The organism is Rhodococcus sp. KBS0724, assembly GCF_005938745.2.
Classification (GTDB): Bacteria; Actinomycetota; Actinomycetes; order Mycobacteriales; family Mycobacteriaceae; genus Rhodococcus_F.
Window position 1 is genome coordinate 4,788,438 of record NZ_VCBX02000001.1, and the last position, 13,554, is coordinate 4,801,991.

The following is a 13,554-nucleotide window of genomic DNA, read 5'->3' on the forward strand; positions in this document are numbered from 1 at the left end:
GGTTACGGTGCCTGCCTCTATCGTGACCTACGTGACCTTCAACCCGCAGCTTTGGCGCCCAGTTCCCGGATTCGAGAATCTCACCGACATCACTTATCACCGCCATGTCAGTCAAGGCACAGTTCGTATCGCCTTCGACCGCCCCGAGGTACGCAATGCGTTTCGCCCACACACCGTCGACGAGCTGTACCGGGCACTCGACCACGCCCGGATGACGTCCGACGTGGGCGCCGTACTGCTCACCGGCAACGGACCGAGCGAGAAGGACGGCGGCTGGGCCTTCTGCTCCGGCGGCGATCAGCGCATCCGTGGCCGTAGCGGCTACCAGTACGCGGAAGGCGAAACGGCCGACACCGTCGACAAGGCCCGCGCCGGACGCCTCCACATCCTCGAAGTCCAGCGACTGATTCGTTTCATGCCCAAGGTGGTCATCTGCCTGGTCAACGGTTGGGCCGCCGGCGGCGGACACAGCCTGCACGTCGTCTGCGACCTGACTCTCGCGAGTCGCGAACATGCCCGGTTCAAGCAGACCGATGCGGACGTCGGAAGTTTCGACGGCGGGTACGGCAGCGCCTACCTCGCAAAGATGGTGGGCCAGAAGTTCGCTCGCGAGATCTTCTTCCTCGGCGAGACCTATTCCGCCGAGGAAATGCATCAGATGGGCGCCGTCAACAAGGTTGTCGATCACGCCGAGCTCGAGAACGTTGCCATCGAGTGGGCCGGCAAGATCAACGGCAAGTCCCCGCAGGCTCAGCGCATGCTCAAGTACGCGTTCAACCTGCAGGACGACGGCTTGGTCGGTCAGCAGCTATTTGCCGGTGAGGCAACGCGTTTGGCCTACATGACCGACGAAGCTGTCGAGGGCCGCGACTCCTTCCTCGAGAAGCGTGATCCCGACTGGTCGCCGTACCCCTGGTATTTCTGATTCATCAGGTCCAGGTATCGCAGAGCGAGACGTGGAAGGATAGTTCCGTGGAGATTCTGAGCAGCCGAACGATATTGCGCCCCGCCGACTACGAGCTGACGCTGAGCTTCTACCGGGACACGCTCGGGCTGGCTATTGCCCGTGAATATCCCGGCGGCACAGTGTTCTTCGCTGGCCAGGGCTTGATCGAGATCGCCGCACACGGCGGCACCGGCAACGGCGGGTTCCGTGGCGCGATCTGGCTGCAGGTTCGCGATCTCACCGCCGCCCAGACGGAATTAGTACTCGTCGGAGTCAAGATTGCCCGGGAGGCACGTCAGGAACCGTGGGGTCTTCACGAAATGTGGATCGCCGATCCCGATGGGACGCCGATCGTCATGGTGCAGATCCCGGAGGATCATCCGATCCGCCGTGATTCCCGAACACCGCAGTAGCGCACCGACGACTGCACTGACAATGCCCGCCACGGTTTCGTGGCGGGCATTGTCGGTTGAACCGGGTATCAGATGCGGGTGTTCAGTGCCTGGGCGATCTGATCGGTCTGGGCCTGGCCTTCGAGCAGCTGACGCACCAGCCACAGGCGCAGTACCTTCGCGACGGACGCGGCGATGAACATCGCCGCCCCGATGACCGTCAATGCCAGGAACGCGATCGCCAGAATCTGGTACGACGCGATGTTCCGCAGATCCGATTCGGTGAGCGAGGAAATGTAGAGCACACACGCGCCGACCACACCCACCACCATCAGGATCAGGCCACCGAACAGTGTTTTGGCGTCGCCACCGGACTGGCCCTTGTCGAGCCCCAGCTCCGCGATGTTCTTCTTGAATTCGCCACGGCGATCTTGTGCAACAGTAGTCATCGTCATCCTCCTAGATAACTGGTAGAAAGTTCTTGTTCGATCTCATGCGGGTCACCGACCCGAGTAACGCGGCCCTGCAACATCAACGCCGCCGACGTCGCGATCGGCAACACCGCCCGCGCGAACTGCTCCGCGACGAGGATGGAAATACCCTCTGCGGCAAGTGAACCCACCACGTCGTACATCTGCGAGACAATTCGAGGGGCCAGGCCCATCGACAACTCGTCGAGCAGCAGCACCGTCGGATGAGTTCCCAACGCCCGAGAGAGCGCGAGCATCTGCTGCTCACCGCCGGACATCGAACCCGCCAACTGAGCCCGCCGCTCCCCCAGAATCGGGAACCTGGTGTACGCAACCTCTTCGAGGTCCGCGAGCGAGGCTCCGGTTCCGGTGGCGATCCACAGGTTCTCCCGCACCGAGAGGTTCGCGAAGATCCCGCGGCCTTCCGGGATGGAGCACACACCCAACCGGGCGAGTTCGGACGCTTCGACGCCGTTCACGACGCGGCCGGCGAGCTTGAACTCACCGCGCGTGACCGGCAGGACACCGGAGCACACTTTCAGGGTCGAGGTTTTTCCGCCGCCGTTCGGGCCGAGCAAGGCCACCACGGCGCCGGGCTCGAGTACGAGGTCCACGCCGTGCAGGACCTCGATGGATCCGTAACCGGCACGCACACCCGATAATTCGAGCAACGGCTCCGGGCGGGTCGATCCGGTGGCCGCCGGATCGATCGTTGCTGCGGTCATACTGCTTCCTCCTCGGTGCCGATGTACGCGGCGATCACTTCGGGATCGGTGCGGATCTTCTCCGGATCACCCGAAGCCAGCACGGCTCCGTAATCGAGCACGTGAATCGTCGAGCACACCTTCATGACCAACGGAATATCGTGCTCCACCAAACAGATTCCGAGACCACCGGCCGCAAGATCGGTGAGCATCTGCGCGAACACCTCGGTTTCCTGCTCCGTCTGACCCGACGCCGGCTCGTCCAGAAGCAGGATCCGCGGATTCGTCATCAGTGCCCGCGCAACCTCGACGACGCGAGCGCGGCCGGTGGGGATGTCGGAGACATCTTTCTCCGCGACGTCCGTCAGTCCGGTCAGCTCGAGCAGTCGATCCGTTTCGGCGTCGACGTCGATCTTGTTGCCGCTGTTCGCTTTGTGGATATCCCCGGCGACACGCAAATTGTCGCGCACCGACAGGGAGACGAACAGCTCCAGTCGCTGGAACGTGCGCGCCAAACCTTTGTTGGCCCGCTTGTGCGGCGCCAGTTTCGTCACGTCCACACCATCGAGGAACACCTGCCCCGACGTCGGTTTCTGCAGTCCGGTGATGGTGTTGAACAGGGTGGTCTTCCCGGCACCGTTAGGGCCGATCAACCCGGTCACCGTTCCCGGAGCCACCGACAGCGAGACGTCCTTGACGGCGACATGACCGCCGAAACGAACAGTGACACCACGAGTTTCGAGAAGTGGGGTTTCGAGCAAAGGCGACTCAGACATGGGCGGCCAACTCCTTTTCGGACTTGCTCAGATCGATGCCGAGTTCGCGGTCGATCTCGTCGCGGACCTCGTCGCTGTACGGGACGTCGATCCCGACCTCTTCCGGCACCAGCGTCTTCTTCGCTGCCAACTCTTCCGCAGTGAGAACCGCTGCCGGCATCACCATTTCGCCGATCACCGGCAGCATGAACACCACCGCGATGGTGATGGACGCAAACCACCAGTTCCCGAGTACCCCGGTCAGGGCGAGCAGATACGTCACCGCGATCACGGCAGCGCCGCCGTAGAGGACCGGCTTCGCGTTCGTCAAACGCCGGTAGCCTTCGACGATCTGGTGGATGGTGCCACTGGGGTTCGCGCCGACACCGATACCGATCAACGCCGGGCTCACGGCGGCGATGTTGCCGAAGAGCAGCCACATGCCTTCGAGTTCGGGCTGCGCGGAGGCGAGATTGGTGAACGAGACCATGATGACGGCAAAACCGATACCCGCCATCAAACCACCGAACAACGCGCCACTGACGTAGCCGATTCCGGCGACGACGGTGAGCATCAGCAGCGACAGCGAGACCATGATCGCGAAACTCTCACCCGAGACCGAACCCATCGCGCTCGACATCAAGATGCCACCCAATCCGGCGATGCCGGAGGAGATCATGAACACGCTGAGCTTGAGGCGAACCAGGGACTGGCCGAGCATCGCCGATCCGGCGGGGCTGTCCTTCATCGCCGCGAGACGACGGCCGTAACCGCTGTTGCGCAACGCGATCACCCCGACACCGAGAACCGAGAACAGTGCGGTCACGGTCATCAGGAACACCGTGTCGTTGCTCAGATCGAGCGGACCGACCTTGAGCGGCGGGATCGCGATATTGCCGTCCTTGAACAGCGAATACCGGATGCCGAACATCTCGTGTTCGGTGGTATCACGCAACACCATGTTCGAGAGGAACACTCCGAACGCCATCGTTGCGAGCGCCAGATACAACCCGCGCAGACGCAACGCCGGCAGCGCGACGATTCCGCCGATGACGGCGGTGACGAGAACACCGACGATGATGCCCCACAGGTTCAGGTGCGCCGCCAACCCACTGCCGGAAATACCGAAGTGGAACGCGACGATGGTGGCGATGGCTCCGAAAGAGACCGGCGCCAAGTTCAATTCACCGGCATACCCGGTCAACAAGGTCAGCGAGAGCGCGATGATCGCGAACGTCATACCGATCGTCAGCGTCGTGATCGCCGAGGTGACCATCAGCAGACGCAGCAGGTACACGATGACAATGAGCGCGATACCCCAGATGACGGCCTTGCGGACCGTCGGCACGTGATACCGCTCGCGGGTACGGGTGACGGCGCCGCGCAGACGATCCTGCGGCAGCACGATCAACACCACGAACAGCGCGATCATCGGCAGGGAGACACGGAAATTCGACGTCCACGACCAACTCGTCGGGAAGTACGCCAACACGTACGTACCCGCCAAACCGAGAACGACAGCGCCGACGAACGTGCGGGGAATGCTGCGCAACCGGCCGAACATCGCGGCGGCAAACGCGTCGATCACCAACAGCGTCAACATGTTCGCCTCGAGGGTGCCGCCGCTGATCGGGGTGATCAAAATGCCGGCCAACACCGCCAACGTCGAACCCATCGCCCACGACAACGCGGCGAGACGTTCCGGGTTGTGACCGTTGAGGCGCAACAAATCCGGATCGTCGACCACACCGCGCATCGCAACACCAGCGCGAGTTTTGGTGAACAGGATTCGCAATCCCACGGCGATAGCGATGGCAACGAAGATGCAGATCAACTCGTGATAGCGGATATTGGCGCCGAACACCGTGATCTTGGACTGATCGCCGAAGAACATCTGCATGGTGCGCGCCGTCTCCGGATGCCAGAACCAATGCGAAATCGACAGCATACCCAGCAGAATCGACACCGTGACAACAATTTTGGTGACCTCCGCGGTATCGCGCAGGCCCTTCATCACAAGCAGATACAAGCCCAACCCCATCAAGGGGCCGACCACAACCAAAGAAATCAACAGCGCAACGACGGTCGGGAGTTCCCAGCCGTACCGCAACTGCCAGTAGATGAACGCGCCCAGCATCGCCTGAGCGCCGTGCGCGAAATTGAAAATGCCGGACGTGTTGTACGTGAGCACCAACCCGGAAGCTGCGATCGCGTACACCGACCCCAGGACCAAACCCAGAATCGTGAAGGTGACAAAAGTGTTCATAACTGAACCCTCGTTAGGGGACACCGGCGGCGCGCACCACGCACAAGGCACACAGTGCGCGCCACCGGCATCAAGTCGATCAGGACTGCGGCTTGATCACATTCGCGTTCTGGTACTTCGTGGAGATGCGATCGGCACCCAGTTCGGTGCCCCACGTGCTCTTGTCCGTGGCAACCATGTACTTCGGGTCGCACTTGAACTCGCCGGCCGTGGTCGGGAAAGCCTGTGAGTATTCGTCGCCTGTCAGCGCGGTCATCAGGCCGCAGGTGGCCGGCATGTTCTTGCCCGGATCGGTGACGGCGTGCAATCCGCCGCCATCCCACTCATGGATGCTCGAGAGCTCGTTGACCATGCACTGACGCGTCAGATCGCTACCGCACTCATCCGCCGCGGTAGCCCACAGCAGGAACGACGATGCCGCCTGCATACCGAGGAGTGCCGTCTTGCCACCTTCTTCGCTGACCAGGTCTGCGTACTGCTTCACAGCCGGAACCTTGTCCGCGTTCTCGAGCATCTGGAACGTCATGCCGGCGTTGAGGTTGTCGAGCAGTCCGGTGTCCTTGTTCCACGCCTTGACGGCGTCGCCGTACCACGTGGCTTCACCGAAGAAGATCGGATCGATGCCGACCTGGTCGAGGGCCTTGACGAAGTTGAACTCGGCCGGAACCGCCGAACGAGACGTCCACAATCCCTTGACGCCGCATTCCTTGTACTTCTCGGCGAACGGGACGTAGCTGGATTCACCGTCGTAGTTCAGCGTGACGCCGCAGTCCTTGAGCTTGAAGCCCGCAGCCTCGGCAATCGAACGAATCTTGGTGGTGGAGGAGATGATCGTCGGCATCGTGCTGTTGACGACGTCGAAGTCGTTCACCAGATCCGGATGCATCTCAGCCATCTGGAACCACTGCGAACCGTTGGCGTAGTCGACGGGGAACGGCACGCCCTGGAAGGTCATCGGGCCGTTGGCAGCGTCAGGTGACACCGTGAAACCGGGAACCGACACCAAGTTGCAGGCCACGCGGGTCTGCTCTGCGGTCTGGTCCATCGCGAAGCCGTAGCCGACCATCATGAACTGGCTGGCGCACGCTTCCTGCATGACCGAGTTCGCTTGCGTCATCGCTGCGTCGTAGTCGGTGCCGACAACCTTGCGGCCGTTGATGCCGCCCTGATCGTTGCACCAGGAGATGAGGGCGTTGACCGCGTCGCTCATTTCCTTGTTCAGGCCGGGTGACTTCACGTAGCCGCGGTCGTCGCCGAAGCCGATCTTGATCTCGGTGTCACTGACACCCTGATCCGTGGCGCCCTTTGCATCGCCGTCGCCACACGGCGAGGCGAGAGTTCCGAACTTTGCATCGGAACTCTTCGACACGGCGTCGGCCGTCGCAACGGATGCACCGTTCGACGTGGCCGACGGGTCGTCGCCTCGGTCGCCGGCACAGGCAGAGACCAATGCAGCTGTTGCGGCAAGTGCCACAACCAGCTTCGCGGTCTTGTTGGGCTTCACTTCGAGATTCTCCTTCTCACACACGTGCGCTGCCGGACAGCGCGCTCAGTGCCGTAGGTAATCAGCGTTCAAAGGACGACGACTGTGCTTTCCCGGTCAGTGAGACGGAGAAGTGAAACGCAACACAAGAGTTCAGCGCAGTGTCGCTGAACACGCCCTCAGCTGCAGCGGCGCAGCCCACGCGCCCGCCTCTACCGCATGAGCCGGAAGGTCACATCGCGTTGGCTGTACATTTACGCGTTCGATACGCACAATTCACGTTGTGACCGCAGAGCTCGTAATCCTCCTGGTGGTAGTTGTCACCGCCCTCGCGTTCGATTTCACGAACGGATTTCACGACACAGGCAATGCAATGGCCACATCCATTGCCACCGGTGCACTCAAACCGAAGGTCGCGGTCACACTCTCCGCAATCCTGAACCTGGTTGGTGCCTTCCTGTCCGTCGAAGTTGCGGCGACCGTCGCAAAAGGCGTCGTCAACCTCGGCGCCGTCAGCGGGCAGGACCTTCTGCTGATCGTTTTTGCCGGTCTGGTCGGCGGCATCATCTGGAACTTGGCGACGTGGTTGCTCGGCCTTCCGTCGAGTTCGTCCCACGCTCTGTTCGGTGGATTGATCGGCGCGGCGATCGCCTCCATCGGAATGGGCGGCGTCGAGTGGGGTGGCGTCCTCACCAAGGTTGTCGTCCCGGCTCTCCTCGCCCCCGTGGTCGCAGCACTTGTTGCGGGTGTCGGCACCAAGCTCGTCTACCGGATCACCGCATCCGTCAAGGAAGACGAGCGTGAGCGCGGATTCCGTTTCGGTCAGATCGGCACCGCTTCACTGATCTCCCTCGCGCACGGCACCAATGACGCCCAAAAGACAATGGGCGTCATCTTTTTGGCCTTGGTCGCTCACGGGTCAATCACCGCCGAGACGGAGATGCCGTTCTGGGTCAAGTTCACGTGTGCCGTCGCTATCGCATTGGGCACCTACCTCGGCGGATGGCGAATCATCCGCACGCTGGGCAAGGGACTCGTCGAGATTTCCGCACCGCAGGGACTCGCTGCCGAAGCATCCTCGGCCGCAATCATTCTTACGTCGAGCCACCTCGGACTCCCCCTGTCCACCACCCACGTCGCCACCGGATCCATCCTCGGCACCGGCCTCGGACGCAAGGGCGCCGAAGTTCGCTGGGGCGTCGCCGGACGCATGGGCGCTGCGTGGTTGATCACTCTCCCGTCCGCCGCGATCGTCGGCGCGATCTGCTGGGCAATCGCCCATTTCATCGGCGGACTCGCCGGTGTTCTGGTCGTCTTCGCCGCACTGATCGCCTTCGCGGTCTTCATGTACGTGCGTTCGCGTAAAGAACCCGTCGACGCGGCCAACGTGACCGCTGAGTGGGACGAGAATCAAGCTGTGCCCGTCGCAGATCCGACGCCGACCGTCGAGACCACCCACAACTCCGGAAAGGGGTAGACGAGAATGCATCTCCTCACCGACACTCTCCAATCGCTCTGGCAGGTAGTTGCCGTCGGGCTGCTCTTCGGCGCCGGATTGCCCGCGATCTTTGCGCTCGGCCTCAAATCGCTGAGTCTGCAGAACGCCGACGGCACCGACGGACCCACACCGCTCGGCAGGGCCGGAGCGTATCTGTGCTTTGCCGTCGTGCTGATCACGATCTTCGCTGGAATACTGCTGCTGATGAAGAACTTCCTGGCCAGCACGTTCGGAATCAACGTCTTCTGAACCGGGTGCACGGGCGATCCGACTCCACCACCGAAACGAAAAAGAGGCCGAGGATTTGAGCAAGTATTCATTGCGCAGCGTGCTCGACTGGCTGCGGGCGGGATACCCCGAAGGAATCCCGGACAAGGATCATTTTGCGCTGCTCGCCGTGTTGCGTCGACGCCTGACCGACGAGGAAATCGAGCAGGTCGTCGCGATGTCCATCGAATCCGCGCACGAAGTTCCGGATCGGCACGTCGACTACGACACGCTCCGGGCGATCATCGCGGGAATCCTCAACGAGGAATCCTCCGAAGAGGACGTCGAACGTGTGACCGCGCGTCTGCGCGCAGGCGGGTGGCCCGTGACCGACGACGCCGAACACGAAGTTCGAGACGTGAGCTGACGTCATGGCCCTTCCGCCCTTCCTCACCTCGATAGTCGGTTGGTTGCGGGCCGGCTATCCCAACGGCGTTCCCGAACAGGACTACATTCCGCTGTTTGCTCTGCTGACGCGTCGACTCTCCGAGACAGAGGTCGACGCGGTTGCCGACGCCTTGATCGAAGACGGTGATCTCCCGATCGAGAAGACCGACATCCAGGTCCTGATCACCAAGATCACTAACGAAATGCCTCTGGAGACCGACGTCGATCGTGTCCGCAGTCATCTTGCCGCCGGCGGTTGGCCGTTGGCCGGACCGGACGTTCGGCGGTGAACATTCTCGAAGCACTGCCCGTTCCGCAGGGTGAGGCTGTGCGCGGCGTTCTGCCGCGGATCGCCCGGATCCTCGACGGCACAAGCCCTGCCGTCCTTCCTGTCCCGGCCGCTGATTCGCTCGAGACCGCCAGGCTCACCGACGCTCTGCACCCCGGCGAACCCATCGACGACGGCATTGCCCTGGTCGTGGCTACATCGGGAACCACCGGCACGCCGAAGGGCGCGATGCTGCGCGCCGACGCACTACGCGCGAGCGGTGAGGCCACCCACGAGCACCTCGGCGGGCCCGGTTCCTGGCTACTCGTCCTTCCGCCGCACCACATCGCGGGTATGCAGGTTCTGCTGCGCAGCGCACTTGCCGGAACCGAACCCGTTGTCGTCGACGTCAGCACAGGTTTTGATCCCGCCGCGCTTCCCGCTGCGGTTGCCGCGATGAGCGGCCCGCGAAAGTACACGTCGATGGTCCCGACGCAGTTGATCAAAGCGCTTGCTGATCCCGGTGCCGTCGACGCGCTGGCGTCCCTCGACGCCGTACTGCTCGGTGGAGCCGCAACTCCCGCACCGGTTCTCGCGCAGGCCACCGCTGCTGGCATCACGGTTGTGCGGACCTACGGCATGAGCGAAACCGCCGGCGGCTGCGTGTACGACGGAATCCCGCTGGCCGGGGCCCGTATTCGCATCGACAACGGCCGGGTTCTGCTGGGCGGGCCGATGCTCGCATCCGGGTATCGGGGGCTCCCGGATCACCCGGCCTTCGCCGAGCCCGGCTGGTTTCGTACCGACGACGCCGGTTCGGTGGTCGACGGCGTTCTGCGCATCAGCGGGCGCCTCGACGAAGCGATCTCCACCGGCGGGCTGACCGTGGTGCCGCAGGTGGTCGAAGCCGCCCTCGCTGATCATCCCGCTGTTCGGGAGTGCGCTGTCATCGGCGTCGCCGATCCGCGTCTCGGCCAACGGGTAGTGGTGTGTGTTGTGCCCGATGGCGCTCCCCCGACTCTCGACGAACTGCGCGCGCATGCTCAGCGGACACTCGATGTGACGGCCGCGCCGCGCGAGTTGTTCATCGTGGACGCACTACCCGTGCGCGGTCCCGGCAAGCTCGACCGGGCCGCCCTGGTAGCCAGGTTCAGCTAGCTCCCGCAGGCCGAATGTTCAGCCGCAGCCCGAACTAGCCCTGCGGCTGCAGAATCAGCGCGCGACGCCGCGCAGGCACGCCCGATCGAAGCGTTCCCGCACCCGATCGAAGTCCCGCAGATCCGCCCACACCCACCGGAACACCTCGAACCCCGCGTCGCGAATTGCATCCTCACGCAGCTTCTCGCGCTCCACCACCGCACCCGGATTCTCGCTGCGATACTTCACCATCCCGTCGAACTCGCCCACCACACCGTGTTCTTTCCAGAAGAAGTCGACCCTCCCGACAAACCGTCCAACGACGCGGATCTCTTGCTGCAAGATCGGCGGCGGCCAACCGTCGGCGCGCATACGAACCCTGCTGACGGACTCCCCTGGACTCTCGGCACCCGGTTCGATGAACTCGGCCGCGACCCGCGCTCGGCTCATTCCGCGGCGGCCGTGCAATCGTTCGAGCGCGACTGCCACGTCCTCACGTCTCATCCCCCGGCGCAGCGCACAGTCACCGATGACCACCGCATTCTCGAACGACGTCGTGCGCGCGATATCGACAAACGTGCGCGCCAGCGATGTTGTTGCCACACCGTCGACAACCACGATCTCCTCCGGAACCAACGGCGCCGGGTGTAGGTGGAAGCTGGCACTCTTTCGCCCACCTGAGCTTCTACTCCGCGTCACGTGAACAACATTGAGACCCAACGCGCCGCAGTCGAGACCGTGCATCACAGCCGCGGATACATGGCTGAGGATTGCGCCTGGTCCGCAGGCCGCAGCAGCGGCAATGGCGGTGTGGCGGTGACGGGCCCGCGCATCGAGTTCGCGGTAGTAATCCGCCCGCATGTAGATTCCCGCGGCGATTCGGTGCAGCTCACCGCGCTTGACCGCCCGCTGCAACTGTTCGTCGCTGATACCGTCCCGATGGGCCTGTGCCCGCGTGAGAATTCCCATGTGGCGAGCGTGCCGCCTCCATCGACGTTTATCGCCAGCGATTATTCGGCTGGGGATAACGATGCCGCTGTGGAGAACGCCGTCAGCGTCGAGAACACTGCGCACTGTCACCCTTGCATGGGTGCGCAAGTTCCACGCAAGGCAAATGCAAGCGCACTCTGTCACGCTTGATCTCATGAACCACACAGCTTCGCCTCTTGCCATCGAGGCCGAGGGGCTAGTCAAGATGTTCGGCGAGCAACGCGCCGTCGACGGTGTCAGCCTCACCGTGCCCACAGGATCGGTGTTCGGAGTACTCGGCCCCAACGGCGCGGGCAAAACCACCACCGTTCGCATGCTCGCCACCCTCCTACGCCCCGACGGCGGTGAGGCCCGCATCTTCGGTCGCGATGTCAGCCGCGAGCCCGTGGCAGTGCGATCCCTGATCGGCGTCACCGGGCAGTACGCGTCCGTCGACGAGGACCTGACGGCCACCGAGAACCTGGTGATCTTCTCCCGTCTGCTCGGTCTGAGCCGCAAGGACTCCCGCAAGAAATCACTCGAACTTCTCGAGGAATTCGACCTCACCGAGGCCGCGGCCAAACCTCTCAAGAACTTCTCCGGCGGTATGCGTCGACGCCTCGACCTCGCGGCCAGCCTGATCGCCCGCCCACCTCTGCTGTTCCTCGACGAACCCACGACCGGCCTCGACCCGCGTACTCGCGCCCAGATGTGGGAGACGATCAGGCGACTGGTTGCCGAGGGCTCGACGGTCATGCTGACCACGCAATACCTGGACGAGGCCGATCAGCTGGCGGACCGGATCGCGGTGATCGACCGTGGCCGAGTGATCGCGAACGGCACTGCCGATGAACTCAAGGCGTCGGTGGGCATTTCGTCGTTGCACCTCAAACTCGTCGAGCGTGATCGAACCGACGAGGCTCGATCCGTCATCGCGTCGATGCTCGGAGTCGAGGTGGGTGTCACACCCGAGGTCGGCCGGATCACTGCCCCGCTGAGCGACCCATCCGTAACCGCCGATCTCTTGATTCGCTTGCGGGAGCGGGGTATCGCCGTCGAGGAGATCAACGTGCAGAAACCCAGTCTGGACGAGGTGTTCCTCACCATCACCGGACATCAACCAGAAGACGGTGGCCGCAACGACGCCGATTCCGACAACAATTCCGATCGGATTCCCGCATGACCACTACCCTCACCACTACCAAATCCCCAGTCGCCGATCCCACTTCGGCTCCGCGACGAATCAGTCTCGAGCAGAGTTTCGCAAACACGTTCACGATGGCGTACCGCGGCATTCTCAAGATCAAGCACAATCCCGAGCAACTGTTCGACGTCGTCATTCAGCCGATCATCTTCACGTTGATGTTCACGTACATCTTCGGCGGCGCCATCGCCGGCGACGTCACGGCGTACTTGCCGACGATCATTCCCGGCATCCTCGTCCAGACGGTCATCACCGGTTCCATCGTCACCGGCACTCAGCTTCGCGAAGACATGGACAAGGGTGTGTTCGACCGCTTCAAGTCGTTGCCGATCGCCCGGATCGCTCCCCTCTCCGGCGCCCTGCTCGCCGACGTCGTGCGGTACGGAATCGCCACCACCATCACGTTCATCGTGGGCTTCGCCATGGGATACCGCCCGGCCGGTGGTGCGATCGGCATCCTGTCCGCCGCGATTCTGGTGATGGTGTGCGCATTCTCGATCAGTTGGATCTTTGCGCTCATGGGCGTGATGATGAACAAAGCGTCTACGGTGCAGGGTGTTTCGATGCTCGTGCTGTTCCCCTTGACGTTCATGTCGAATGCTTTCGTCGATCCTGCCACCATGCCGAGCTGGCTTCAGAAGTTCGTCAACGTCAATCCGGTTTCACAATTGGTGACTGCTGTCCGCGAACTCGCGAATGACGGGCACTTCGGTATCCACGTGGTGTGGTCGCTCGTCGGAGCGGCGGTCATCGTGGCTGTCATGGCACCACTGACGGTACGGATGTACATGCGCAAGACCTGAGCGAG

Annotated in this window: 15 protein-coding genes; 9 read left to right on the forward strand and 6 right to left on the reverse strand. The window is 62.8% G+C overall.

The window, feature by feature from the left end; all coding sequences use genetic code 11:
- Positions 1–31 precede the first annotated feature (31 nt).
- Positions 32–925 (forward strand): 1,4-dihydroxy-2-naphthoyl-CoA synthase, encoded by an 894-nt coding sequence (locus FFI94_RS21960; RefSeq protein WP_138869660.1) that lies wholly within the window; start codon positions 32–34, stop codon positions 923–925.
- 47 nt (positions 926–972) lie between these two features.
- On the forward strand, positions 973–1,359 hold the full coding sequence (locus FFI94_RS21965) for a VOC family protein (RefSeq protein WP_138869661.1): 387 nt from the start codon (positions 973–975) through the stop codon (positions 1,357–1,359).
- A 68-nt stretch (positions 1,360–1,427) separates the two neighbouring features.
- Here FFI94_RS21965 and FFI94_RS21970 read toward each other — a convergent pair whose 3' ends face one another.
- The 5 genes from FFI94_RS21970 to FFI94_RS21990 form a co-directional block, all read right to left on the reverse strand.
- A complete protein-coding gene (locus FFI94_RS21970; RefSeq protein ID WP_144298294.1) occupies positions 1,428–1,787 on the reverse strand; it encodes a hypothetical protein in 360 nt (119 codons plus the stop codon).
- Positions 1,788–1,789: 2 nt separating this feature from the next.
- Entirely contained in the window at positions 1,790–2,533 is a 744-nt protein-coding gene (locus FFI94_RS21975) for an ABC transporter ATP-binding protein (RefSeq protein ID WP_138869663.1), read from the reverse strand.
- Positions 2,530–3,273, reverse strand: coding sequence for an ABC transporter ATP-binding protein (locus FFI94_RS21980; RefSeq protein ID WP_138873341.1), 744 nt, complete (start codon positions 3,271–3,273; stop codon positions 2,530–2,532). The genes FFI94_RS21975 and FFI94_RS21980 overlap by 4 nt, the downstream gene beginning before the upstream one ends.
- A gap of 7 nt (positions 3,274–3,280) precedes the next feature.
- A complete protein-coding gene (locus FFI94_RS21985) occupies positions 3,281–5,533 on the reverse strand; it encodes an ABC transporter permease (RefSeq protein ID WP_138869664.1) in 2,253 nt (750 codons plus the stop codon).
- 79 nt (positions 5,534–5,612) lie between these two features.
- Positions 5,613–7,037 carry an ABC transporter substrate-binding protein gene (locus FFI94_RS21990; RefSeq protein ID WP_138869665.1) on the reverse strand — a complete coding sequence of 475 codons (1,425 nt, stop codon included), beginning with the start codon at positions 7,035–7,037 and terminating at the stop codon, positions 5,613–5,615.
- 262 nt (positions 7,038–7,299) lie between these two features.
- Here FFI94_RS21990 and FFI94_RS21995 point away from each other — a divergent pair, with 262 nt between their 5' ends.
- Genes FFI94_RS21995 through menE form a run of 5 tightly spaced genes read left to right on the forward strand, consistent with a single transcriptional unit; the run spans position 7,300 to position 10,594 of the window.
- Positions 7,300–8,493 carry an inorganic phosphate transporter gene (locus FFI94_RS21995; protein ID WP_138869666.1) on the forward strand — a complete coding sequence of 398 codons (1,194 nt, stop codon included), beginning with the start codon at positions 7,300–7,302 and terminating at the stop codon, positions 8,491–8,493.
- A gap of 6 nt (positions 8,494–8,499) precedes the next feature.
- Positions 8,500–8,763 carry a hypothetical protein gene (locus tag FFI94_RS22000; RefSeq protein ID WP_138869667.1) on the forward strand — a complete coding sequence of 88 codons (264 nt, stop codon included), beginning with the start codon at positions 8,500–8,502 and terminating at the stop codon, positions 8,761–8,763.
- 55 nt (positions 8,764–8,818) lie between these two features.
- Positions 8,819–9,148, forward strand: coding sequence for a DUF3349 domain-containing protein (locus tag FFI94_RS22005; protein ID WP_138869668.1), 330 nt, complete (start codon positions 8,819–8,821; stop codon positions 9,146–9,148).
- Between the two features lie 4 nt (positions 9,149–9,152).
- The gene (locus FFI94_RS22010) at positions 9,153–9,458 is read left to right on the forward strand and encodes a DUF3349 domain-containing protein (protein ID WP_033235450.1); all 306 of its coding nucleotides are present in this window, start codon (positions 9,153–9,155) and stop codon (positions 9,456–9,458) included.
- The gene (gene menE, locus FFI94_RS22015) at positions 9,455–10,594 is read left to right on the forward strand and encodes an o-succinylbenzoate--CoA ligase (protein ID WP_138869669.1); all 1,140 of its coding nucleotides are present in this window, start codon (positions 9,455–9,457) and stop codon (positions 10,592–10,594) included. The genes FFI94_RS22010 and menE overlap by 4 nt, the downstream gene beginning before the upstream one ends.
- 54 nt (positions 10,595–10,648) lie before the next feature.
- On the opposite strand, the gene FFI94_RS22020 is transcribed toward menE, so the two are convergent.
- On the reverse strand, positions 10,649–11,542 hold the full coding sequence (locus FFI94_RS22020) for a type IV toxin-antitoxin system AbiEi family antitoxin domain-containing protein (protein WP_138869670.1): 894 nt from the start codon (positions 11,540–11,542) through the stop codon (positions 10,649–10,651).
- Between the two features lie 175 nt (positions 11,543–11,717).
- On the opposite strand from FFI94_RS22020, the gene FFI94_RS22025 reads away from it, so the two are divergent.
- Positions 11,718–12,725 (forward strand): ATP-binding cassette domain-containing protein, encoded by a 1,008-nt coding sequence (locus FFI94_RS22025; protein ID WP_138869671.1) that lies wholly within the window; start codon positions 11,718–11,720, stop codon positions 12,723–12,725.
- Positions 12,722–13,549, forward strand: a complete 828-nt coding sequence (locus tag FFI94_RS22030; protein WP_138869672.1) for an ABC transporter permease — start codon at positions 12,722–12,724, stop codon at positions 13,547–13,549. The genes FFI94_RS22025 and FFI94_RS22030 overlap by 4 nt, the downstream gene beginning before the upstream one ends.
- Positions 13,550–13,554 lie beyond the last annotated feature (5 nt).